Genomic DNA, 21,658 nt, shown 5'->3' with positions numbered 1-21,658 from the left:
GCCCCCTTAGTCAGGCTCAAACGCCCGACGGAGGAAGGCGTATGAACCGCGCCGTAGCGTCGCCGTCCGTGGTCGCGCGAACCTCCACACTACAGGGACGGCAGCTCTTGCGATCAATCAGAACGGCTGGCCCCTCGAACAAGGCCAGCGATCCGTTGGGCAGATATTGCTGCACACGGACGGACGAGCCCATTTCGACAATCTCGAAACCTAAGTCCGGATCAAACTTGCGATTGGGGCGCGGATCGTTCGCCACCGCAACTTTTGCGGTTTCGATGAAGTCACAGCGCCTGACCTCCGGCCCTGTGCAGCCCGGCGCGGCATGGTCGGCTCCGGTCAGAAGCACCAGGCCGCCGAGCATGGCGAAGATCGAAAAGGCTCCGAACCCCAGAACCGCCGGTCCGCCTGGTTGCAGCATGATCGCCTCCCACGACACGCAGGAAATCACCGTTCGACGTTAAAGTCGATCTAGGGCGCCTTATCGACCTGTCTCTAAGGCCCGCCTCAACTTCGCGATCGCTACGCGCTCGACGGCCTTGGGCTCGTTGACCGGTCCCATGGCGCTGACCTCGCGGCCGGTGGCCACATGGATGGCCGAGCATTTGATATAGGGGCCGTTGCGCACGGTCTCGACGATCACCTCGCCGAGGTCGTCGTCGTCCGCCACGTCTGTCTCAGGCCGCCACCGACCGGCGCGCCACATTGCAGTGGGCGAACAGGCGGTCCATCGCCTGGACGACATGGTCCATCATCTCGTCCGTGTGGTTCGGCGAGGGCGTAAAGCGCAGCCGCTCGGTCCCCTTGGGCACGGTCGGATAGTTGATCGGCTGAACATAGACGCCGTACTCGTCCAGCAGCATGTCCGAGATCATCTTGCAGTGGACCGGATCGCCGACGTGCACCGGCACGATATGGCTTTCCGAGTCCATCACCGGAATCCCGGCGGCGGCGAACCGCGCCTTCAGCGTCGCCGCCCGTTCCTGATGCTGTTCGCGCAGTTCCGGATGGGTCTTCAGGTGCCGCACCGAGGCCAGGGCCCCCGCCGTCAGGGCGGGCGGCAGGCTGGTGGTGAAGATGAAGCCTGAGGCCCAGCTGCGCACGGCGTCGATGATCACGGCGTCGGCGGCGATATAGCCGCCCATGACGCCGATGGCCTTGCCCAGGGTGCATTCGATGATGTCGATCTGGTCCAGCAGGCCGTCACGCTCGGCCACGCCGGCGCCGGTTTCGCCATACAGGCCGACCGCATGGACCTCGTCCAGATAGGTCATGGCGCCGTATTTCTTGGCCAGGGCGATGGTGCCGGCCAGGTCGGCGATGTCGCCGTCCATCGAATAGACGCTCTCGAAGGCGACCAGCTTGGGCGCTCCGGCCGGAGCGGCGGCCAGCAGGGCCTCCAGATGGGCCAGGTCGTTATGCTTGAAGATGTGCCGTTCGCCGCCGCCCTGGCGGATGCCGGCGATCATCGAGGCGTGGTTCAGCGCGTCGGAGAAGGTGATCAGGCCGGGCAGGATTTTCTGGAGGGTCGACAGGGTCGCCTCGTTGCCGACATAGCCCGAGGTGAACAGCAGCGCCGCCTCCTTCTGGTGCCAGTCGGCCAGCTCGGCCTCCAGATCCACCGCCGATCGCGTCGTGCCCGAGATATTGCGCGTGCCGCCGGCGCCCGCGCCCACGGCGTCGATCTCGTCCTGCATGGCCTTCAGCACGACCGGGTGCTGGCCCATGCCCAGATAGTCGTTCGAGCACCAGATGACTACGTCCTGCTCGGACCCGTCCTCGCGGCGGCGCACAGCCTGCGGGAATTGCCCGCGAACGCGCTTCAGGTCGGCGAAGACGCGATACCGTCCTTCGCTGCGCACCTGCTCCACCGAGTTTTCAAAGGCGGCCTTATAGTCGAACACGATATTCGTTCTTTCGCTTATGGCGATCTCTGTCTTTTCTTTGCGCCCGACACCGAAGCTTGTCCATGTCCTGAGCATGGACAAAACGACCTAAAACCTTCATTGATAACGGTTCTCAGGTTTCGTCGGCTGAGTGTTCGACGTTTGAAGCCGTCCAGCGACCGATTCGATTCCTGTGGACGCCCAACCGCCGCAGCCGATTTGCCCGGTCACGAATCGAATTCTGGGGCAGTTTGAGGTCATGACCGTTCAGATGATCCAAGCCGACCTCCAGGCGCGCAGCGCGGCCGCGCCCGCCGACCATCCGGAGCGGCAGTATCTGAACCTGCTGCGCGACATCCTGGACAATGGCGTGCGACGCGACGACCGCACCGGCACGGGGACCCTGGGCGTCTTCGGCCGCCAGATGCGGTTCGACCTGTCGAAGGGCTTCCCCGTCCTGACGACCAAGAAGCTGCACCTGCGGTCGATCATCGTCGAACTGCTGTGGTTCCTGCGCGGCGAGACCAATATCGGCTGGCTCAAGGACAACGGCGTCCGCATCTGGGACGAATGGGCGGACGCCGAGGGTGAATTGGGCCCGGTCTACGGCAAGCAGTGGCGGTCGTGGACGGCGCCGGACGGCCGGTCCATCGACCAGATCGAGAAATTGGTTCACGGCCTGAAGACCAACCCCAACAGCCGCCGCCACATCGTCACGGCGTGGAACCCGGCCGACGTCGACGACATGGCCCTGCCGCCCTGTCACTGCCTGTTCCAGTTCTTCGTCGCAGACGGCAAGCTGAGCTGCCAGCTGTACCAGCGCAGCGCCGACGTCTTCCTGGGCGTGCCCTTCAACATCGCCTCCTACGCCCTGTTGACCCTGATGCTGGCCCAGGTGGTCGGGCTGGAGCCCGGCGACTTCGTCCACACCTTCGGCGACGCCCACCTGTACCTGAACCACCTGGAACAGGCCGAGCTTCAGCTGACGCGCGAGCCCCTGCCCCTGCCGGTCATGCGCATCGCGCCCAAGACCGACCTGTTCGCCTTCGAACTGTCGGACTTCACGCTTGAGGGTTACGAAGCCTGGCCGCACATCAAGGCGGCCGTAGCCGTCTGATGGACCTCAGATCTTTGCAGGCCGACGTCCTGCGCATCTCCGACATCTACGCCGCCGAACACCAGATCGACCGCGACCGCGACTGGGCTTTGCTGAAGCTCCAGGAAGAGCTGGGCGAGCTGACGGCCGAGCATCTGCGTCTGTCCGGACGGGCGCGCGGAACGCCCGACGCTGACGCCCTGGGCGACGAGGCGGCCGATGTTCTGGGCATGCTGCTGATCTATTGCGCGGGCGCAGGCGTTGATCTGGAAACGGCCATGCGGCGCAAATGGCTCAAATGGCTCGAACCCCAGACGGAAGACACGCCATGAGCATTCCCCTGATCTCCCTGGTCGTCGCCCGCGGGCGCAACGGCGTCATCGGCCGTGACGGCGACCTGCCCTGGCGGCTGCGCTCGGACCTGCAGCAGTTCAAGGCCATCACCGTGGGCAAGCCGTGTCTGATGGGGCGCAAGACCTGGGAGAGCCTGCCGCTCAAACCCCTGCCCGGCCGGCTGAACCTGGTGTTGACCAAGGACGAATCCTACGAGGCCGACGGCATGTCCAAGGGCGCCCTGGTCTGCGCCACACTGGATGAGGCGATCGAGATCGCGCGGGAGACGGCCGAGGAGGACGGCGTGGACGAGATCTGCGTCATCGGCGGCACCGCCCTGTTCGCCGCCGCCCTGCCCCGCGCGCGTCGCCTCTATATCACCGAGGTGGACGCCGCCCCCGAAGGAGACGCGGTCTTTCCGCCGTTCGACGAAACGGCCTGGACCGAGGTATCGTCAGAAGTCCACACGGCGGGCGAGAAGGATGACCACGCCTTCACCTTCCGTGTGCTGGAACGTCGCTAGGAGCCCTTGATGTACGTCGCCACCACCAACGATCTGCCCGGTTTCCGCGTCACCCGCCATATCGGCCTGGTGCGCGGCGTGACGGTGCGGTCCCGCAACGCCATTTCCGACGCCATAGGCGGGGTCCAGTCGATGCTGGGCGGACGTGTCGGCGCCTATGTGAAACTGGCCGAGGCCGGGCGTCAGGAAGCCTATGACGAACTGGTCAAACATGCCCAGGAACACGGCGCCAACGCCATCCTGGCCGTCCGCTACGACGCCACCGAGATCATGCCCGGCGTGACCGAAGTGCTGTGCTACGGCACGGCCGTGATCGTCGAGCCGGCCTGACCTCCGCAGAGACGGACCGACTCGACCAATCGCGTCACGACAGGGTCATCAGGTCCGAGCGCTCGAAGTTGCGCAACTCGTCGGTGCGCCCGTCGCGGATCTTCTGCACCCAGTGCGGATCGGCCAGAAGGGCGCGGCCGACAGCCACCAGATCGAACTCCTCGTTCTCCAGCCGGCGCAGCAGGCCGTCCAGGGATGCGGGCTTCGATCCTTCGCCGCCGAAGGCCGCGATGAACTCGCCGTCCAGGCCGACCGAGCCGACGGTGATGGTGGGCTTGTTCATCAGCTTCTTGGCCCAGCCGGCGAAGTTCAGGTCCGATCCCTCGAACTCCGGCTCCCAGAAGCGGCGCTGCGAACAGTGGAAGACGTCGACCCCGGCGTCCGACAGCGGCGTCAGCCATTCGACCATCTGCTCCGGCGTCTCGGCGATCCGGGCGGTGAAGTCCTGCTGCTTCCACTGCGACAGACGCAGGATGACGGGGATGTCGTCGCCCACGCCTTCGCGCACCGCCTTGACCACCTCGGCGCCGAACCGGGCGCGGTCGGCGATGGTCGGGCCGCCCCAGCGGTCCTCGCGCACATTGACGCCGCCCCAGAAGAACTGGTCGATCAGATAGCCATGGGCGCCGTGGATTTCGACGGCGTCAAAGCCCAGTTCGCGCGCTGCGCGCGCCGACCGGCCGAAGGCGGCGATCGTGTCAGCCACATCCTCTTCGGTCATCGGCTCATATTTGTCCTTGCCCGGCGCCGTCAGGCCCGACGGACTGTCCACCCTGCCCAGCGGCGCCCAGTTCTCGCCCTGGCCGCGCGCCGATCCGACGTGCCAGATCTGCGGCGCGATCAGACCGCCGGCGGCGTGGACCTCGTCCACCACCGTCTTCCAGTGCGGCAGGGCGTCGCCGTGAAAGACCGGAACATTGGCGTCGTTACGGGCGGCGGGCCGTTCAACGACCGTCCCTTCGGTGACGATCAGCCCGACCCCGCCCTCGGCCCGGCGGCGATAATAGCCGGCGACGTCGGACGTCGGAATCCCGTTCGGGGAGAAAGACCGGGTCATGGGGGCCATGACGATCCGGTTGGGCAGGGTCAGACCCTTGACGGTGAACGGGCGGAACAGGGCGTCGACGCTCATCGGAACTCCTCGGTGATATGTAAGCCCCAAGGTGGCGAATAGGGTTGCGTTTGAAAACCCCCGTCCCGACGATTTCTAGAGGCCCAGCGCCGTGGCGACCTGTTCAGCGATCGCCGCGAAACGGCCCGCGATCAGCCCCGAGGGATCGGCTGCGACCGGAGGACGACCGGCGTCCCCCCCTTCGCGCAGGCCGGCGTCCAGCGGCAGGTCGCCGAGGAAGGGAATCGACAGACGTTCGGCCTCGGCTTTCGCCCCGCCCTGACCGAAGATCGGTCCGGTCATGTTCTCGATCAGGCCCAGGGTCGGCACGTTCACGCGCTGGAACAGGGTGTGCGCCCGCCGCGCGTCGGCCAAGGCCACCTCCTGCGGCGTCGAGACGATGACGGCGCCGTCCAGCGGCGTCTTCTGGATCAGGGTCAGTTGCACGTCGCCGGTGCCCGGCGGCAGATCGACCACCAGCACGTCCAGCGGCGCCTCGGCCACGCCCCACCGGGTCTGGGTCAGCATCTGGGTGATGGCCTGGGAGGCCATGGGGCCGCGCCAGATCATGGCGTCGTCCATCCTGGTCAGCAGGCCGACCGACATGGCCTTCAGCCCGTGCGCCTGATGCGGAACGATGGCGCCGTCCTCATAGGCGGGCTGGCCGCTGATGCCCAGCATGGTGGGCAGCGACGGCCCATAGACGTCGGCGTCGAGGATCCCGACCGACAGGCCGCGCGCGGCCAGGGCGGCGGCCAGGTTCACCGCCACGGTCGACTTGCCCACCCCGCCCTTGCCGCTGGCGACGGCCAGGACGCGACGGACATGAGCCGGACGATCAGTGGGGACCGGCGCCTTGGCGCGCCCCTGATCCACGGCGGCCTTCGAAAGGCCTGCGGTGCGCGCCGCCGGCCTGGCGAGTCCGGGTTTGGCTTCGGCCGTCAGGATCACCGACACGCGGTTCATGCCGGGAAGGACCTTCAGCGCGGCCTCGGCCGCGTCGCGAACGGGCGCATAGGTCGCGACCAGGCTGCGATCCACCTCAAGAGCGAAGCCGGCGCGGTCCTCAGCGACCACCAGTCCCTGCACGAGGCCCGAGGCGAACAACCCCTGACCGGAGACCGGGTCCATGACGGCGTCGAGGGCGGCGATGACGGCGGAACGTTCGACCAAGGCGGTCTCCAGAAGACTTGCAGGCGACAAGGGCCGCGTTCTATCGCCCATGGATGTCGCCTGCGAGCCTCCATTTGTCCCAGCCGCCTTCAGTCACCCTGATCGCGGGTCCGACCGCCTCGGGCAAGTCGGCCCTGGCGTTGAATCTGGCGCGCGAGACCGGGGCGTTGATCATCAACGCCGACAGTCAGCAGCTTTACGCCGATCTGCGCGTCCTGACCGCCCGCCCGTCGCCTGAAGACGAGGCCCAAGCCGATCACCGACTGTATGGCGTCGCCGATGCGGCGGACGCCTGGTCGGTGGGCAAATGGAGCCGTGCGGCCCTGAATCTGCTGGATATCGCACGCGCCGACGGGCGGCCGGCGATCCTGGTCGGCGGCACCGGTCTCTATTTCACCGCCCTGACCCGCGGACTGGCGGAGATTCCCCCTGTGCCTCAGAGCGTCCGCGACGCGGTCGAGGCGGACTATATGGCGCAGGGCGAAGCCGCATTCCGCGCCCGTCTCGCTGAAATCGACGCCGAAGCCGCCCGTTCCATCGAACAGGGCGACCGCCAACGGCTGGTCCGCGCCATGAGCGTCCATTCGGCCAGCGGCCGCGCCTTGAGCGACTGGAAGGCGGACACTCGCCCCCTGCTGTCGCCGGGGTCATGGAGGGGACGGGTCATCGAACCGGACCGTGCGGACCTCTACGCCAACTGCGACCGGCGTGTGGACCTGATGATGGAGAACGGCGCGCTCGACGAGGTGCGCGCCCTGACTGCGCGGAATCTGTCCCCGGCCCTGCCCGCTATGAAGGCGGTCGGGGTGCGCGAATTGGCGGCGCATCTGGCCGGAGAAATCGGTCGGGATGAAGCGATCGACGCCCTGAAACAGGCGACCCGAAACTACGCCAAACGCCAGCTGACCTGGTTCAGGAACCAGACCCCGGGCTGGGCGCGGGTTTGAAACGCACGCGGCGCTTGGAAAGCGTCCGCGCAACGCCTATATTGGACCTGTCCGGTTTCGGCCGGACTATAGCGATAAACGCGCTTGTAATAAGCGGACCGGACCCGGGTGCGATTCCCGGCGGCTCCACCAACTTTCTCCCCGCGTTATCGGCGGAGGCAGCATGGGGCCGACTAGCATCGACGGACGTGTAAAGAGGATTGCTTTCGCTCGTCCTGGCCCACCGTATCGGGCCATTTTCTAACTGCGAACGATAACTTCGCTGGAGAAGTCGCTCTCGCCGCGTAATGCGGTTCGGGTGATTTCGAATCTTAAGTCCTAGGGGTTCAGATCCTTGGGCGGGGCCTGTCGGGAGCCTGGCAACAGAATCCCGGCGTTTCTTCCGCACATACTGTCCGTTTACCCTATTCGCATCTTTCGCGGCGGGACCGGCGACGCTATCAGTCGCGCTGAATTGCGAGGTGACGATGACCGACCAGACCCCTCCGGTCGATGAGATGCAGTATGAGCGGCTGGCGCACGAGGCGTTGCGCGGCGTGATCCGTTCTGCGCTCGACCATGTTCTGGCCGAAGGCCTGCCGGGCGCCCACCACTTCTACATCACCTTCAAGACCCGCGCCGCCGGGGTCAGCATCCCGCCGGACATGCTGGCCAAATACCCGGACGAGATGACGGTGGTGCTGCAACATCAGTACGAGGACCTGCAGGTCGAGGCCGACCGGTTCTCCGTCAAGCTGCGGTTCGGCGGCGTGCCGCGCACCCTGGCCATGCCCTATTCGGCCGTGACCCGATTCTACGACCCCAGCGTCCAGTTCCTGCTTCAGTTCGACGAGCCCGAAATCGTCGAGGCGGTCGAAGAAGCGACGCCGCCCGAGGATCCGACGCCGGGCTCCGACGGCCCCAAGGTCGTGTCGCTGGACCAGTTCCGGAAAAAGTGACGGCTCAGTCCCGACGGGGATAGGAGCGGATCATGATCCGCTCCCTCTCGCCCTCGCGTCGCTCGACCAGCAGGCGGGCGACCTGACTGTCGTCGTGGAACAGATAGCCCTTGATGGAATCGAGCAGGGCCTTGGCCAGGTTGTCCAGATCCATCCACGGCGGCTCGCCCACATGCTCCATGTGGATCTCGACGACATGATCGCCCCAGGACGGGCGTGACGCCCATTCCTTGCGCATGAACTCATAGACCAGCGGCTTGTAGTATTTGGCCTGGGTGGTCAGGCCGTCGATGACGATCTCGACCGCCTCGCCGTCCTCGCGCGCCCGCACCTTGCCCGTCCCTATCCAGCCGGCGGTCATGCCACGTCTGCCGATCTGAGGATGTCCGCGCTCTTCTTGCCCTGCATGACCGCCGTGCTACACCCGCGCGCACACAATCGCCACGCCTGAGAGACGAGTCCGCCCATGAGCAACGTCCGCATCGAAACCGACACCTTCGGCCCCATCGAGGTCGCCGCCGATCGCTACTGGGGGGCCCAGGCGCAGCGGTCGCTGGGCAATTTCAAGATCGGCTGGGAGAAACAGCCCCTGCCGGTTGTCCGCGCCCTGGGCATCGTCAAGCGCGCCGCCGCTGAGACTAACCGCGATCTGGGCAAGCTGGATCCCGCCTTGGCCGACGCCATCATCAAGGCCGCCAACGAGGTCATCGAAGGCAGGCTGAACGACCACTTCCCCCTGGTCGTCTGGCAGACGGGGTCGGGCACCCAGTCGAACATGAACGCCAATGAGGTGATCTCGAACCGCGCCATCGAAATCCTGGGCGGCGAGATGGGCTCCAAGAAGCCCGTCCACCCCAACGACCACGTCAACATGAGCCAGTCGTCGAACGACACCTATCCGACGGCCATGCACGTGGCCTGCGCGGAACAGGTGGTCAACGACCTGATCCCGGCGCTGAAGCACCTTCACGCCGCCCTGGACGCCAAGGCCAAGGCCTGGGCCCACATCATCAAGATCGGCCGCACCCATACCCAGGACGCCACCCCCCTGACCCTGGGTCAGGAGTTCGGCGGTTATGCGCAGCAGGTCGCCAACGGCATCGAGCGGATCGAACAGACCCTGCCCAAGCTGATGGAACTGGCCCAGGGCGGCACCGCCGTCGGCACCGGCCTGAACGCCCCTATCGGTTTCGCGGAAAAGGTCGCCGCCCAGATCGCCGAGATCACCGGGCTTGCCTTCACCACGGCGCCGAACAAGTTCGAGGCCCTGGCCGCCCATGACGCCATGGTCTTCAGCCACGGCGCGATCAACACGGTCGCCGCCTCGCTGTTCAAGATCGCCAACGACATCCGCTTCCTGGGCTCCGGCCCCCGCTCGGGCCTGGGCGAACTGGCCCTGCCGGAGAACGAGCCCGGCTCGTCGATCATGCCGGGCAAGGTCAATCCGACCCAGTGCGAAGCCCTGACCCAGGTCTGCGTCCAGGTGTTCGGCAACAACGCCGCCCTGACCTTCGCCGGCTCGCAGGGGCATTTCGAGCTGAACGTCTACAACCCCGTCATGGCCTACAACTTCCTGCAGTCGGTCCGCCTGGTCGCCGACGCGGCCATCAGCTTCACCGACAACTGCGTCGTCGGCATCGAGGCCCGCGAAGACAATATCGCCCGCGGCCTGAACAACTCGCTGATGCTGGTCACCGCCCTGAACGGCAAGCTGGGCTACGACCTCTGCGCCAAGATCGCCAAGACCGCGCACAAGAACGGCACCACCCTGCGCGAGGAAGCCGTCGGCGGCGGCTATCTGACCGACGCCGAGTTCGACGAAGCGGTCCGACCCGAGAAGATGATCTCGCCGGGCTGATGCGATGACCGCGCTGGAGCGTCCCTACTGGATCGAGGCCGTTTTCGAGCGCCGAGACGGCTGGGACGCTTCCGTCTATCCTTTCAACCTGCCAGTCGTGCGCACGCTCGACCGGCTGGCCTTCCATCCGAACGTGACGTTTCTGGTCGGTGAAAACGGCTCCGGAAAGTCCACTTTGATCGAGGCCTTGGCGGTGGCGTGGGGATTCAATGCTGAAGGTGGGACGAAGAACTTCAGTTTTTCCACGCACCATGCCCATTCACCCCTTCACAGCTTTGTACGCCCGGTCAGGTCGTCGAGTAGGGCCCGCGACGGCTTTTTCCTTAGAGCAGAAAGCTATTTCAATCTTGCCTCGGAGATTGAGCGATTAGATGCGATTCCTGGCGCGGGGGTGCCGATCAAGGCTTCTTATGGCGGTAAGTCGCTGCACGAACAGTCTCATGGCGAAAGCTTCTTCGCCCTATTTGACAATCGGTTTGGCGGCGACGGTCTATACATCCTCGACGAACCCGAGGCCGCCCTGTCGCCCACTCGCCAGCTTTCCTTTCTGGCTAAAATGCACGAGTTGGTCCTGGCGCGGTCGCAGCTGATCATCGCCACCCATTCGCCCATCCTGCTCGGCTATCCCAACGCCTGGATCTATCAGGCGTCAGACCATGGGCTCGAACGGATCGAGTACGAGGATACCGACCATTATCAGGTCACTCGCAACTTCCTTACTCGTCGCGACATGATGTTGGACATCTTGCTGGAACTCGATTGAGCTCAGGGCTTGTCGCGGATCGTTCGTCCCACCGGCGCCAGGGCCAGCTTGGCCAGCTCCAGGTCCTTCAGGGCGAAGGGGATGCCGATGATGGATACGAACTCGGCCACCGCGATGATCAGGTGCGAGAGGGCGATGTACCAGCCGGCCACGACGAACCAGACGACGTTCAGCACCAGTCCCAAGCAGCCCGCCACCGGATGGGTGTCCTGCCAGACGATCTCCCGCCCGAACGGCCAGAAGGAATAGCTGGCGATCCGCCAGGCCGCAAAACTCCACGGCAGGCCGACGATGGTCAGGGCCAGGATCGCACCGCCCAGCAACCACAGCAGACCCGACAGCCAGCCGCCAAAAATGAACCACAGGATATTCAGGATCAGGCGGATCATTTCAGCTCTCCGGCAGGCGTGGCCATACAGATAGCCAAAACGCCCCGCCTGCGACAGCGGGGCATTCGTTAATTCGCTTTCACCCGGCTCTCCTGGCTCAGGGGGACCGGTCACCCGCTCGACGTCAAAACGCAGTGCTTTGAGACCGCCCTTGCACCCCCCGGTGATGACAAGGGGCCCGTCGCAGCGGTATGAACGCTGACGGGGATTTTCAATGAGAACGCATCGGATGAGACGAATCTGTTCGAGTCTGCTGGCGGTCGTCATGGCCTTGTCGGTGGCGTCATGCGGCACCTTGGACCGGCCGACAGGACCGCTGCGCCTCGCGGACGGCGCCCTGATACCGGCGCGCGATCCGCGCATTCGCGCCAATGACGCGGCCCGGCTGGCGGCTTTCTCCCAGGAAGTGGGCGAGCGGCTATCCACGGGGCGGCCCCTTTCGATCCTGGCCCTGTCCGGCGGCGGCGCCAACGGAGCCTATGGCGCCGGGCTTCTGGTGGGCTGGACCGAGCGGGGCGACCGTCCGGTCTTCGACATCGTCACGGGGGTCAGCACGGGCGCTCTCGCCGCGCCCTTCGCCTTCGCCGGGTCCGAATGGGATCCGCAACTGGGCTATGCCTATACGGGAGGGGGCGCCAGCAGCCTGTTGAGCTGGCGCAGTCTGGCGATCTTCCTCTACCCCAGCCTGTTCAGCGCCGGCGCCCTGCGCAAGCTGGTGGACGAGAACGTCACCCTGGACCTGTTGCAGGCCATCGCCCGTGAACACGCCAAGGGCCGCCGCCTGCTGGTGGCCACGACGAACCTCGACAGCGAAGAGACCGTCATCTGGGACATGGGCCTGCTGGCCAGCCAGAACGACGAGAATTCGCGCGCCCTGTTCAAGGAAGTGCTGGTGGCCTCGGCCAGTATTCCCGGCGTCTTCCCGCCGGTCCTCATCGCGGGGCTGCAACCGGACCAAACCGTGGTGATGGAGATGCACGCCGACGGCGGCGTGAACACCCCTTTCCTCGCCATTCCGGAGAACCTGACCCTATGGACCCGCAAGCGCGAAGAGCGGGGCGTCGGCAGCCTGTACGTCGTCGTCAATGGACAGGTCGGTCGCAATGACGGGGTCACCTCGGGCCGGCTGACGGCCATTCTGATGCGAAGCTACGACAGTATGAGCAAGGCCTCGCTGCGAACCCATCTGGCGACCACGGCGGCTTTCGCCCAGCGCAACGGCATGACCATGTCGCTGGCGGCCATCCCCGACAACGTCGAGGCGTCCAGCCTGAAATTCGACCAGCCGACCATGACCGCCCTGTTCAACCTGGGCCGCGAGCGGGGCCGGTCAGCGGACGGCTGGACCCGGCTCGACCAGGCCGCGTCGGGTCCCGTCTTCATTCCCCCCGCTGTCCTTCCGGAGGATCAAGTGCCCGAGGCCCTAAGGCCCAAGGAGCCGGAGACGCCGACTTCCGCCGCGCCGCAGCCCTAGACATGGCCGAGATCATAAATCTGAACCGGGCGCGAAAGGCGCGGACCAAGGCCGAGGACAAGACCCGCGCCGCCGCCAACCGCGCCGCCCATGGCCGCACCAAGGCTCAGAGACAGTCTGCGGACAAGGAGCGCGAGCGCGCGGCCCGGCAGCTCGATGGACAGAAGCTAGACGACTGATCCCCTAGGCCTTCGGCGCGCGGATCAACAGGACTTGGCCGCCCAGCACCAGGATCAGGCCGATCAGCATGGTCACGCCGACATGGGCGCCCTCAAACAGGACCGACATGATGACGGCGATCGGCGGGGTCAGCGCCGAAATATAGCTGGCCAGGGCATAGCCGCGTTGCCGCGCCAAGGTGAAATACAGCCCGAAGGCGATCACCGATCCAAACAGGGACAGGTGCAGCAGAGACAGAATATAGGCCGGGGTCGGCTCGATCCGCCATTCCACGCCGGTCGCGAACCCATAGACCGCCACCATGGCCGTGCCATAGGCCATGGCCCAGGCAGTCGCGGCCATGACCGGCGCGCCGGCCTGTTGGCCGCGCCAGGCGAACCAGTTGCCGAAGGCCGAGGCGAGGACGGCGATCAAGGCGAAGACCACGCCCAGAACGGGCGCCACGCCCGCGGAGACGCCTGCCCCCGACAACTGTCCGAACGACAGGACGGCGACCCCGCACACCCCCAGGATCGCCCCCTGCCAGGCGCTGGCGGCGGCCTTCTGGCGCTCCATAACCCGAAACAGGATCAGGTTCACGAAGGCCAGGGCGGCGAAGATGACGGCGACGACGGCCGAGGCCACGCGTTCCTCCGCCGCATAGACGAAGCCGTAGCTGACGGCGAAGACGAAGGCGCCCTGCCCCACGGCGGCCAGATGCTGGGCGCGGGTCAGGCGCAGCGGACGCCGCGTCAGGGCGCAGAAGGCGAACAGAACGACCGCAGCCAGACCGAACCGCCAGACGATGGAGACGATCGGATCCACCACGCCCAGCTGCAGGGTGATGGCGAACCAGGTCGTGCCCCAGATCAGGGCGCAGACGGCGATGGCGAGGATGGTGATGGGGCGACTCATGGACTGTCTCCGGCGGGCGAAGTCCGCTTATCACCGACGTCGCGAAAGCGCCGCTCACGTCTTGCGCCCGAGTATGACAGACTGATTTTCCTCTAGAGGAGACCGCCATGCGTTACGCCCCCCTGATCCTGCCCGCCGGTCTGGTGCTGGCCGCCTGCGCCGTCGCGCCGACCGGTCCGGAGATGAGCGCAGGCACGACCGTCGTGACGGTCACCGCCCTGTACCGCGAGCGAATCATGCTGCCGCCCGGCCATGTGCTGACGGTGCGGGTCGAGGACGTCAGCCGGGCCGACGCCCCGGCCCTGGTCCTGGCCGAGGCCAGCGAGCCCCTGACCGGCGCCCCGCCCTATCGCGTCAGCCTGGGCCTCCCCACGGCCCAGATCGACCCGCGCCATGCCTATGCCGCGCGCGCCGAGATCCGCGACGCCGCCGGCGCCCTGGTCTTCGTCACCGACACCCGTCACGCGGTCCTGACCCAGGGCGCTCCGGCCTTCGCCGAGATCGTGCTGAAGTCGGCGCGGTGAGCGGCCTGGCCAAACGGTCCGTCGTTCTGGCGGGCCACGCCACCTCGGTCGCGCTGGAGCCCGAGTTCTGGGCGGTTCTGGACCGGATTGCCCAGACCCGCAGCCTCAGCAAGGCCCAGCTTCTGGCCGACATCGACGCCGGCCGGGGACGCCGTCCCCTGGCTTCAGCCTGCCGCCTGCTGGCGCTGAACTGGGTGGCGGAGCATGGCGTAAAAGCGTAAACCTTGAGCATAAAAGGAAGCCGCCATGGACAATAGCCGTCTCATTCCCGCCACCGTCATCGGGAGCCTTCTGGCCCTGGGGCTCATCGGCGCCGGCGCCCTGGTCGGTCAGGGCGTGATCCATGCGCGAGCCGGGGACCGGACCGTGACGGTTCGCGGCCTGTCGGAACGCAATGTGAAGGCCGATCTGGCGGTCCTGCCGCTGCGCTTCACCGCATCGGGCGATGTTCTGTCTGAAGTTCAGACACGCATCGACGGCGACCTGTCCCTGGTGCGGCAGTTCCTGACGGCTCAGGGTTATCCGGCCGACGCCGTCGATCTGGGCCGGCTTGAGGTGGCCGACACCCGGTCGCGCGAATACGCCGCCCAGAACGGCGGGCCGCGCTTCATCCTGGCCCAGACGGTCATCGTCCGCACGAACGACGTCGCCCGGGTTCAGACGACGACCCGCGCCCTGAACGATCTGGTGCGGCAGGGCGTGGTGTTGCAGGACTTCCAGGGTCCCTCCTATGTCTTCACCAAGCTGAACGATGTTCGGCCCCAGATGATCGCAGAGGGCACGGCGGCGGCGCGAACCGGGGCCGAACAGTTCGCCAAGGATTCCGGCACCCCGCTTGGCCCGATCCGTCAGGCCACCCAGGGCTCTTTCGAAATCCTGCCGCGTGACGGTGCAGGCGGAGACGAAGCCGCCTCGATCGACAAGAAGGTCCGGGTCGTGACCACCATCACCTATGGTCTGAAATAGGCCGATCGGCCCGCGCCTCGCGGCGTTCCAGCGTCCTCTCCTCGGCGGATTGCGGCCGTTCGATCAACGCCGCGTCGCCGTGGGGATCGTGTGCCGCTTCGGCCATGACGATCCACAGGATGATGAGCGCGAACATGCCGATCATGCCCAAGGCGAAGGCGCGCCAACCCGCCTTCGCAGCCTTGGGGGTGCAATCCGGCGTCTCCTCGATCTTCTGGTCGTCTCGTCTCATCATCCAAGGAACCGGCCTGCGCCGAAGCCAGTTCCAAGGTTTCATTTGGGCGACGGCCCTGACATCGCCCTCCGGTCCCCTTATGTTCCGGTTTTGATTCTGCCTGCCGGATGTCTCAAAGCCTGTGACCGATCTTCCCGCCCCCCGCATCTCCGACCTGGCCCGCGCACGAGCGCCCGACGGGGCGGGACCGCGCGACTATCTCGAAGGGCTGAATCCGGAACAACGCGAGGCGGTCGAGACGACCGAGGGGCCGGTCCTGGTTCTGGCCGGCGCCGGCACAGGCAAGACGCGGGTGCTGACCACGCGGCTGGCGCACATCCTGGCGACCGGCCGGGCCAAACCGTGGGAGCTGCTGGCCGTCACCTTCACCAACAAGGCCGCCCGCGAGATGCGCGAGCGGATCACCCATCTGATCGGCCCCTCGGCCGAAGGGTTGCGCTGGCTGGGCACCTTCCACTCCATCGCCGCCCAGATCCTGCGCCGTCACGCCGAACTGGTCGGGCTGAAGTCCAGCTTCACCATCCTGGACACCGACGACCAGGAACGGGTGCTGAAACAGCTGCTGGAAGCCGCCAATATCGACACCAAGCGCTGGACGCCCAAGTCGCTGTCCGGCCTGATCGACCACTGGAAGAACCGCGGCTGGACGCCCGAGAAACTGCCGCCCGGCGAGGATTTCGCCAACGGCAAGGGCCAGGGTCTTTACGCCGCCTATCAGGCCCGCCTGCGCAGCCTGAACGCCTGCGACTTCGGCGACCTGCTGCTGCACAACATCACTATCCTGTCCAAACATGCGGACCTGGCGGACGAATATCGCCGCCGCTTCCGCTACATCCTGGTCGACGAATATCAGGACACCAACGTCGCCCAGTATCTGTGGCTGCGGCTGCTGACGGCCTCGACCGGCAATGTCTGCTGTGTCGGCGACGACGACCAGTCGATCTACGGCTGGCGCGGGGCCGAGGTGGACAACATCCTGCGCTTCGAACGCGACTTCCCCGGCGCCAAGATCGTCAAGCTGGAGCGCAACTATCGCTCGACCAGCCATATCCTCGGCGCCGCCTCGGGCCTGATCGCCGCCAACCGCGACCGGCTGGGCAAGACCCTGTGGACTGAGGACGACAGCGGCGACAAGGTGCGGGTGCGCGGCGTCTGGGACGGCGAGGCCGAGGCCCGTCTGATCGCCGACGAGATCGAGACCGCGCGCCGTCCCCACGCCGGCGAACCGGGGCTGAAATACAAGGACATGGCCATCCTGGTCCGCGCCTCGTTCCAGATGCGGGCCTTCGAGGAACGGCTGGTCATGCTGGCCATCCCCTATGCCGTCATCGGCGGCCCGCGCTTCTTCGAACGGGCCGAGATCCGCGACGCCCACGCCTATATGCGGCTGATCCAGTCCGAGGACGACGATCTGGCCTTCGAGCGGATCGTCAATGTGCCCAAGCGCGGCATCGGCGACACCAGCGTACAGAAGATCCTACAACTGGCCCGCCAACACGACCTGTCGGCCCTGACGGCGGTGCGCGGCCTGATCAACACCGACGAGCTTCAGGCCCGCACCCGCACCGCCCTGTCCAACTTCGTGCGCGACCTCGACCGCTGGCGCGCCCTGTCCGAGACCACGCCCCATTGGGAGGTCATGGAGACAGTGCTGGAAGAGAGCGGCTACACCGACATGCAGAAGGCCGACCGGACCTGCGGCCAGACCCGGTTGGACAACCTGAAGGAACTGACCCAGTCGATGCAGCAGTTTGAGACGCTGCAGGCCTATCTGGAGCACGTCTCCCTGGTCATGGATCTGGAGCGCGCCAACAGCGACGATCCGAACGGCGACGGGGCGGTCCAGATCATGACCCTGCACGGCGCCAAGGGGCTGGAGTTCCCGCTGGTCTTCCTGCCCGGCTGGGAGGAAGGCGTCTTCCCCAGCCAGCGCAGCATCGACGAGAAGGGCGAGAAGGGGCTCGAGGAGGAACGCCGCCTGGCCTATGTCGGCGTCACCCGCGCCAAGCAGGACGCGCGGATCAGCTTCGCCGCCAACCGTCTGGTCTACGGCCGCTGGACCTCGCAACTGCCCAGCCGCTTCGTCGACGAACTGCCGATCGCCCACGTCGATCCGCAATCCGACACCGGCTACTACGGCGCCTCCGCCGGCATGAAGGAGGCCAAGAGCCGCTGGGACGACGCACCCAGCTTCGGCAGCGGCTATTCCTCGCCCGGCTGGAAACGCGCCCAAAGCTTCACCGCCGCCCAGACGCCGAACAAGATCCCCGCCCGCAAGGCCGTGATCGAGGGCGACGGCCGCCTGATCGCCACCGCCGATCCCAAGTCCGGCTCCGGCTGGAAAAAGGGCGAACGCGTCTTCCACCAGAAGTTCGGCTACGGCCACGTCCGCGTCATCGAGGGCAACAAACTGCTGGTCGATTTCGAAAAAGCCGGCGAGAAACGGGTCATCGACAGTTTCGTGGAGAAGGCGGAGTAGACGGGTCCAAACCCACGCGCCGGGCCTCAACCGCCTTTGCCGCGGCCAAGCTTTGGCCTAAGCCATCGCCTTCCCGTCTTCGACCGAGTCCGCCATGTCCGCCCCTGCCCGTCCTACCGTCGATCGCGCCTGGCTGAGCTGGGCCATGCGGCGGATAGAGGCGGACTACAACCGCTCGGCCGACACCCATCTGATCCCGGTGGACATGCCGGCCCTGTCGGACATCGCCCTGTATCTGAAGGACGAATCCAACCACCCGACCGGCAGCCTGAAGCACCGTCTGGCGCGGTCGCTGTTCCTCTATTCCCTCAGCAACGGCTGGATCGGCGAGGGGATGACCATCGTCGAGGCGTCCAGCGGTTCGACCGCCGTGTCCGAAGCCTATTTCGCCCGGATGCTGAACCTGCCCTTCATCGCCGTGGTGCCGCGCTCCACCGCTCAGGAGAAGACCGCCGCCATCGAATTCTATGGCGGCCGCTGCCATTTCGTGGACGTTCCGGGCCAGGCCTATTCGGAAAGCCAGCGGCTCGCCGACGAACTGGGCGGCCACTACATGGACCAGTTCACCTATGCCGAGCGGGCGACGGACTGGCGCGGCAACAACAATATCGCCGAGTCCATCTTCGCCCAGATGCGACGCGAGCCCTGCCCCGTCCCGCGCTGGATCGTGTGCGGCGCGGGCACCGGCGGCACCTCGGCGACCATCGGCCGGTTCGCCCGCTTCAACCGCCACGACACCCGGATCTGCGTGGCCGATCCGGAAGCCTCCGTCTTTCACCGTCACTGGGCCGATGCGACGGTCCAGACCAGCCTCGACCGTCCGTCCCTGATCGAGGGCATCGGCCGGGCGCGGGTTGAACCCTCCTTCATCCCCAGCTTGGTGGATCGGATGATCGTCGTGCCCGACGTCGCCTCCATCGCCGCCACGCGCGTGCTGAGCCGGCGTCTCGGCCGCCCCTGCGGCGGATCGACCGGCACCAACCTGTGGGCCTGTGTTCAGTTGGTTCAGGAAATGGCGCGCGCGGGCGAGTGCGGCTCGATCGTGTCGATCCTGTGCGACCACGGCGACCGCTACGCCTCCACCTATTTCGACGACGCCTGGATCGCCGCCCAGGGCCTGGACACCGCCCCGTGGGAGGCCCGCCTGGACGCCTTCTTCGAAACGGGAGTCTTGCCGGACGCCTGAACCGCCTGTTTCGTCGGGGCGGACAGGTCTAAGAAGGCCCAAGCGGCCGGACCGGTCAAAACCTCAACAGGAGCCGACCATGGCGGGACTAAAGGACAAGCGCGGCTTCATCGACAAGGACCGCATCGACCTGTCAGAGCGGCAGTCGGTCGAATACTGGATGAAGCGCTGGGGCGTGACCAAAGACCAGATCACCGCCGCCCACCGCAAGGTTGGCCGCATGACCAAGGACATCGCGGCGGAGCTGGGCAAGAAGCGCTGATCCTTAGTCCCAGGTCTGTGTCAGGATCATCTCGGGCGTTTCCCTGACGCGAAACACCTTGGCCACGAACTGGTTATCGATGCTGACTTCCGTCAGCGTCGGCTGACCATGTTTGCCGTCCTTCACGATCAATTCGCGGACTTGGTTCAGGTTGACCCAGTGAACCACGCCGTTTGTCTCGGTGACCTTGGCGAACATCGGCCTCTCCATCAGATGTGCAGCACCCGCCCGTAGGCGTCCAGCGCCGCCTCGTGCATGGCTTCCGACATGGTCGGGTGCGGATAAACGATGCCGTGAATGTCCTCTTCCGTCGCCTCCATGGTGATGGCGGTGACATAGCCCTGGATCATCTCAGTCACTTCGTGGCCGATCATATGGGCGCCGATCAGGGCGCCGGTCTTGGCGTCGAAGATCACCTTGACGAAGCCGTCGATCTCGCCGGCGGCCACGGCCTTGCCGTTCACGCGGAACGGGAAGCGACCGATCTTGACCTCGCGCTTCTCGGCGCGGGCGGCCTGTTCGGTGACGCCGACCGAGGCGACCTGCGGCTGGGCGTAGGTGCAGCCGGCGATGGGCGAATGGACGTTCGGGGTCTTGTAGCCGGCGATGAATTCGGCGGCGTGGATGCCTTCGTGGCTAGCCTTGTGCGCCAGCCAGGGCGCGCCGGCGCAGTCGCCGATGGCGAACAGGCCCTTGACGTTGGTCTGGCAGTGGCCGTCGGTCTTGATGTGGCCGCGGTCCAGTTCGACGCCCAGCGCCTCCAGGCCGATGCCGTCGGTGTTGGCGGTGATGCCGACGGCCGAGATGCAGACCTCGGCCTCGAGCGACTCGGCCTTGCCGCCGACCTCGATGTCCACCTTCACGCCGGCGCCGGTCTTGGAGACCTTGGTCACCTTGGCGCCGAGCTTGAACTTGATGCCGCGCTTCTCGAACGACTTCTGGGCGGCCTTGGAGACCTCCTCGTCCTCGACCGGCATGATGCGCTCGACCGCCTCGACGACCGTCACCTCGGCGCCCAGGGCGCGATAGAAGCTGGCGAACTCGATGCCGATGGCGCCCGAGCCGATGACGACGAAGGACTTGGGCAGTTTCTTCGGCGCCAGGGCGTCGCGATAGGCCCAGATCTTGTCGCCGTCGGCCTCCAGGCCGATCTGCGGCAGGGCGCGCGCCCGCGCGCCGACGGCCAGCATGACCGCCTTGGCCTCGACCGTGCGCGAACCGCCGGCCTTCAGGGCGATGACGACCTTGGGCGCCGCAGCGCCCTTCTCCAGCTTGGCCGAGCCCTCGATCACCTCGATCTTGTTCTTCTTCATCAGGAAGGCGACGCCCTTGTTCATCGTCGCCGCGACCCCGCGCGAGCGCTGGATGATAGCGTCAAAGTCGAACGACGCGCCGGACGCCGACAGGCCGTATTCCTTCAGATGGCTCAGGCTCTCGAACTTCTCGCCCGACTTCAGCAGGGCCTTGGTCGGGATACAGCCCCAGTTCAGGCAGATGCCGCCCAGGTTCTCGCGCTCGACGATGGCGACCTTCTGGCCCAGTTGGCTGGCGCGGATGGCCGCGACGTAACCGCCGGGGCCCGAGCCGATGACGACGAGATCGAATTCAGCAGCCATGATCAGATCAACTTCTCGATGTCGGCCTTGATGGCCTCGGGTTCTGTTTGCGGGGCGTAGCGGGCGACCACCCTGCCCTCGCGGTCGGTCAGGAACTTGGTGAAGTTCCACTTGATGGATTGCGAGCCGAGGAAGCCGCGCTTCTGCCTGGTCAGCCAGGCATAGAGCGGATGCCGGTTCGGCCCATTGACCTCCACCTTGTCGAACAGGGGGAAGGTCACGTCGAAACTGGTGGCGCAGAAGGCGGCGATCTCCGCCGCCCGTCCCGGCTCCTGCTCGCCGAACTGGTTGCAGGGAAAGCCCAGCACCTCGAACGGCCGGTCGGCGAACGTCCGGTGCAGCTTTTCCAGACCATTATACTGGCCGGTGAAGCCGCACTTGGACGCCGTATTGACGATCAGCAGCGCCTGACCGCGAAAACGGTCCAGCGAAACCTCCGTGCCGTCGATGGCGCGGGCGGAGAAGTCATAGACCGAGGTCATGACCTCACCCTGTCAT

Annotated in this window: 28 protein-coding genes and 1 other RNA gene; 17 read left to right on the top strand and 12 right to left on the bottom strand. The window is 66.2% G+C overall.

The genetic code is table 11. The features are described from left to right. Positions 1-16: 16 nt before the first annotated feature. The 3 genes from ACP7CK_RS05925 to hemA are packed head-to-tail and all read right to left on the bottom strand — an operon-like array spanning position 17 to position 1,901. Complete coding sequence (locus ACP7CK_RS05925; protein WP_040349519.1) at positions 17-418, bottom strand: hypothetical protein; 402 nt, start codon at positions 416-418, stop codon at positions 17-19. A 60-nt stretch (positions 419-478) separates the two neighbouring features. Further along, positions 479-667, bottom strand: coding sequence for a DUF6898 family protein (locus ACP7CK_RS05920; protein WP_426025410.1), 189 nt, complete (start codon positions 665-667; stop codon positions 479-481). A gap of 7 nt (positions 668-674) precedes the next feature. Further along, positions 675-1,901: a 5-aminolevulinate synthase gene (gene hemA / locus ACP7CK_RS05915; protein WP_426025409.1), complete on the bottom strand. Its 1,227-nt coding sequence runs from the start codon at positions 1,899-1,901 to the stop codon at positions 675-677. Between the two features lie 253 nt (positions 1,902-2,154). On the opposite strand from hemA, the gene ACP7CK_RS05910 reads away from it, so the two are divergent. Genes ACP7CK_RS05910 through ACP7CK_RS05895 form a run of 4 tightly spaced genes read left to right on the top strand, consistent with a single transcriptional unit; the run spans position 2,155 to position 4,165 of the window. Beyond that, positions 2,155-3,000 carry a thymidylate synthase gene (locus ACP7CK_RS05910; RefSeq protein WP_426025408.1) on the top strand — a complete coding sequence of 282 codons (846 nt, stop codon included), beginning with the start codon at positions 2,155-2,157 and terminating at the stop codon, positions 2,998-3,000. Further along, a complete protein-coding gene (locus tag ACP7CK_RS05905) occupies positions 3,000-3,311 on the top strand; it encodes a phosphoribosyl-ATP pyrophosphohydrolase (RefSeq protein WP_426025407.1) in 312 nt (103 codons plus the stop codon). The genes ACP7CK_RS05910 and ACP7CK_RS05905 overlap by 1 nt, the downstream gene beginning before the upstream one ends. After that, positions 3,308-3,835, top strand: coding sequence for a dihydrofolate reductase (locus ACP7CK_RS05900; RefSeq protein ID WP_426025406.1), 528 nt, complete (start codon positions 3,308-3,310; stop codon positions 3,833-3,835). Before ACP7CK_RS05905 ends, ACP7CK_RS05900 begins: the two co-directional genes overlap by 4 nt. A gap of 9 nt (positions 3,836-3,844) precedes the next feature. After that, the gene (locus ACP7CK_RS05895) at positions 3,845-4,165 is read left to right on the top strand and encodes a YbjQ family protein (protein WP_292147442.1); all 321 of its coding nucleotides are present in this window, start codon (positions 3,845-3,847) and stop codon (positions 4,163-4,165) included. 34 nt (positions 4,166-4,199) lie between these two features. On the opposite strand, the gene ACP7CK_RS05890 is transcribed toward ACP7CK_RS05895, so the two are convergent. Next, entirely contained in the window at positions 4,200-5,297 is a 1,098-nt protein-coding gene (locus ACP7CK_RS05890; RefSeq protein WP_426025405.1) for an NADH:flavin oxidoreductase, read from the bottom strand. A gap of 75 nt (positions 5,298-5,372) precedes the next feature. After that, positions 5,373-6,449, bottom strand: a complete 1,077-nt coding sequence (locus ACP7CK_RS05885; protein ID WP_426025404.1) for an Mrp/NBP35 family ATP-binding protein — start codon at positions 6,447-6,449, stop codon at positions 5,373-5,375. Between the two features lie 74 nt (positions 6,450-6,523). Between ACP7CK_RS05885 and miaA the strand changes: the two genes are divergently transcribed. The 3 genes from miaA (at position 6,524) to ACP7CK_RS05870 (ending at position 8,334) form a co-directional block, all read left to right on the top strand. Continuing rightward, positions 6,524-7,396, top strand: a complete 873-nt coding sequence (gene miaA, locus ACP7CK_RS05880) for a tRNA (adenosine(37)-N6)-dimethylallyltransferase MiaA (RefSeq protein ID WP_426025403.1) — start codon at positions 6,524-6,526, stop codon at positions 7,394-7,396. A gap of 10 nt (positions 7,397-7,406) precedes the next feature. Further along, positions 7,407-7,774, top strand: a transfer-messenger RNA (tmRNA) gene (gene ssrA, locus ACP7CK_RS05875). Between the two features lie 89 nt (positions 7,775-7,863). Beyond that, complete coding sequence (locus ACP7CK_RS05870) at positions 7,864-8,334, top strand: SspB family protein (protein WP_008262374.1); 471 nt, start codon at positions 7,864-7,866, stop codon at positions 8,332-8,334. 4 nt (positions 8,335-8,338) lie between these two features. Here ACP7CK_RS05870 and ACP7CK_RS05865 read toward each other — a convergent pair whose 3' ends face one another. Continuing rightward, a complete protein-coding gene (locus ACP7CK_RS05865; protein ID WP_426025402.1) occupies positions 8,339-8,695 on the bottom strand; it encodes a RusA family crossover junction endodeoxyribonuclease in 357 nt (118 codons plus the stop codon). Between the two features lie 105 nt (positions 8,696-8,800). Here ACP7CK_RS05865 and fumC point away from each other — a divergent pair, with 105 nt between their 5' ends. Both fumC and ACP7CK_RS05855 read left to right on the top strand, forming a co-directional pair. Further along, positions 8,801-10,192, top strand: coding sequence for a class II fumarate hydratase (fumC, locus tag ACP7CK_RS05860; RefSeq protein WP_035306008.1), 1,392 nt, complete (start codon positions 8,801-8,803; stop codon positions 10,190-10,192). 4 nt (positions 10,193-10,196) lie between these two features. After that, complete coding sequence (locus tag ACP7CK_RS05855) at positions 10,197-10,955, top strand: AAA family ATPase (protein WP_426025401.1); 759 nt, start codon at positions 10,197-10,199, stop codon at positions 10,953-10,955. Between the two features lie 2 nt (positions 10,956-10,957). On the opposite strand, the gene ACP7CK_RS05850 is transcribed toward ACP7CK_RS05855, so the two are convergent. Further along, the gene (locus tag ACP7CK_RS05850) at positions 10,958-11,344 is read right to left on the bottom strand and encodes a YccF domain-containing protein (RefSeq protein ID WP_292147437.1); all 387 of its coding nucleotides are present in this window, start codon (positions 11,342-11,344) and stop codon (positions 10,958-10,960) included. A gap of 229 nt (positions 11,345-11,573) precedes the next feature. Between ACP7CK_RS05850 and ACP7CK_RS05845 the strand changes: the two genes are divergently transcribed. Together ACP7CK_RS05845 and ACP7CK_RS05840 are read left to right on the top strand one after the other, a co-directional pair. Continuing rightward, entirely contained in the window at positions 11,574-12,818 is a 1,245-nt protein-coding gene (locus ACP7CK_RS05845; protein WP_426025400.1) for a patatin-like phospholipase family protein, read from the top strand. A 2-nt stretch (positions 12,819-12,820) separates the two neighbouring features. Beyond that, positions 12,821-12,997 carry a DUF4169 family protein gene (locus ACP7CK_RS05840; protein ID WP_426025399.1) on the top strand — a complete coding sequence of 59 codons (177 nt, stop codon included), beginning with the start codon at positions 12,821-12,823 and terminating at the stop codon, positions 12,995-12,997. A gap of 4 nt (positions 12,998-13,001) precedes the next feature. Here the strand turns inward: ACP7CK_RS05840 and ACP7CK_RS05835 are convergent, their stop codons facing one another. Continuing rightward, positions 13,002-13,892, bottom strand: a complete 891-nt coding sequence (locus ACP7CK_RS05835; RefSeq protein WP_426025398.1) for a DMT family transporter — start codon at positions 13,890-13,892, stop codon at positions 13,002-13,004. Between the two features lie 107 nt (positions 13,893-13,999). Here ACP7CK_RS05835 and ACP7CK_RS05830 point away from each other — a divergent pair, with 107 nt between their 5' ends. From ACP7CK_RS05830 to ACP7CK_RS05820, 3 genes are read left to right on the top strand one after another with little or no spacing between them, the layout of a single operon-like run. Further along, positions 14,000-14,416, top strand: a complete 417-nt coding sequence (locus ACP7CK_RS05830) for a YbaY family lipoprotein (protein WP_426025397.1) — start codon at positions 14,000-14,002, stop codon at positions 14,414-14,416. After that, positions 14,413-14,637 (top strand): ribbon-helix-helix domain-containing protein, encoded by a 225-nt coding sequence (locus tag ACP7CK_RS05825; protein ID WP_035305995.1) that lies wholly within the window; start codon positions 14,413-14,415, stop codon positions 14,635-14,637. The genes ACP7CK_RS05830 and ACP7CK_RS05825 overlap by 4 nt, the downstream gene beginning before the upstream one ends. 25 nt (positions 14,638-14,662) lie before the next feature. Next, entirely contained in the window at positions 14,663-15,382 is a 720-nt protein-coding gene (locus ACP7CK_RS05820) for an SIMPL domain-containing protein (protein WP_035305993.1), read from the top strand. Here ACP7CK_RS05820 and ACP7CK_RS05815 read toward each other — a convergent pair. Continuing rightward, positions 15,363-15,617, bottom strand: coding sequence for a hypothetical protein (locus tag ACP7CK_RS05815; protein ID WP_426025396.1), 255 nt, complete (start codon positions 15,615-15,617; stop codon positions 15,363-15,365). The two genes, ACP7CK_RS05820 and ACP7CK_RS05815, sit on opposite strands and share 20 nt — an antisense overlap. Positions 15,618-15,717: 100 nt before the next feature. Between ACP7CK_RS05815 and ACP7CK_RS05810 the strand changes: the two genes are divergently transcribed. From ACP7CK_RS05810 to ACP7CK_RS05800, 3 genes are all read left to right on the top strand, one after another. Further along, positions 15,718-18,096, top strand: coding sequence for an ATP-dependent helicase (locus ACP7CK_RS05810; RefSeq protein WP_426025432.1), 2,379 nt, complete (start codon positions 15,718-15,720; stop codon positions 18,094-18,096). A gap of 94 nt (positions 18,097-18,190) precedes the next feature. Then, positions 18,191-19,282, top strand: coding sequence for a PLP-dependent cysteine synthase family protein (locus ACP7CK_RS05805; RefSeq protein ID WP_426025395.1), 1,092 nt, complete (start codon positions 18,191-18,193; stop codon positions 19,280-19,282). Between the two features lie 79 nt (positions 19,283-19,361). Beyond that, positions 19,362-19,544, top strand: coding sequence for a DUF3606 domain-containing protein (locus ACP7CK_RS05800; protein WP_055753752.1), 183 nt, complete (start codon positions 19,362-19,364; stop codon positions 19,542-19,544). A 3-nt stretch (positions 19,545-19,547) separates the two neighbouring features. Here the strand turns inward: ACP7CK_RS05800 and ACP7CK_RS05795 are convergent, their stop codons facing one another. From ACP7CK_RS05795 to ACP7CK_RS05785, 3 genes are read right to left on the bottom strand one after another with little or no spacing between them, the layout of a single operon-like run. Continuing rightward, positions 19,548-19,742: a hypothetical protein gene (locus ACP7CK_RS05795; protein ID WP_426025394.1), complete on the bottom strand. Its 195-nt coding sequence runs from the start codon at positions 19,740-19,742 to the stop codon at positions 19,548-19,550. 11 nt (positions 19,743-19,753) lie between these two features. Then, entirely contained in the window at positions 19,754-21,160 is a 1,407-nt protein-coding gene (lpdA, locus tag ACP7CK_RS05790) for a dihydrolipoyl dehydrogenase (protein WP_426025393.1), read from the bottom strand. Positions 21,161-21,162: 2 nt separating this feature from the next. Beyond that, positions 21,163-21,642 carry a glutathione peroxidase gene (locus tag ACP7CK_RS05785; protein WP_372704540.1) on the bottom strand — a complete coding sequence of 160 codons (480 nt, stop codon included), beginning with the start codon at positions 21,640-21,642 and terminating at the stop codon, positions 21,163-21,165. Positions 21,643-21,658 lie beyond the last annotated feature (16 nt).

The organism is Brevundimonas sp. TSRC1-1 (assembly GCF_049898245.1).
In the GTDB taxonomy this organism is placed as follows: Bacteria; Pseudomonadota; Alphaproteobacteria; order Caulobacterales; family Caulobacteraceae; genus Brevundimonas; species Brevundimonas mediterranea_A.
The sequence above is the reverse complement of the archived record's forward strand: the minus strand, read 5'-3'. Positions and strand labels throughout refer to the sequence as shown.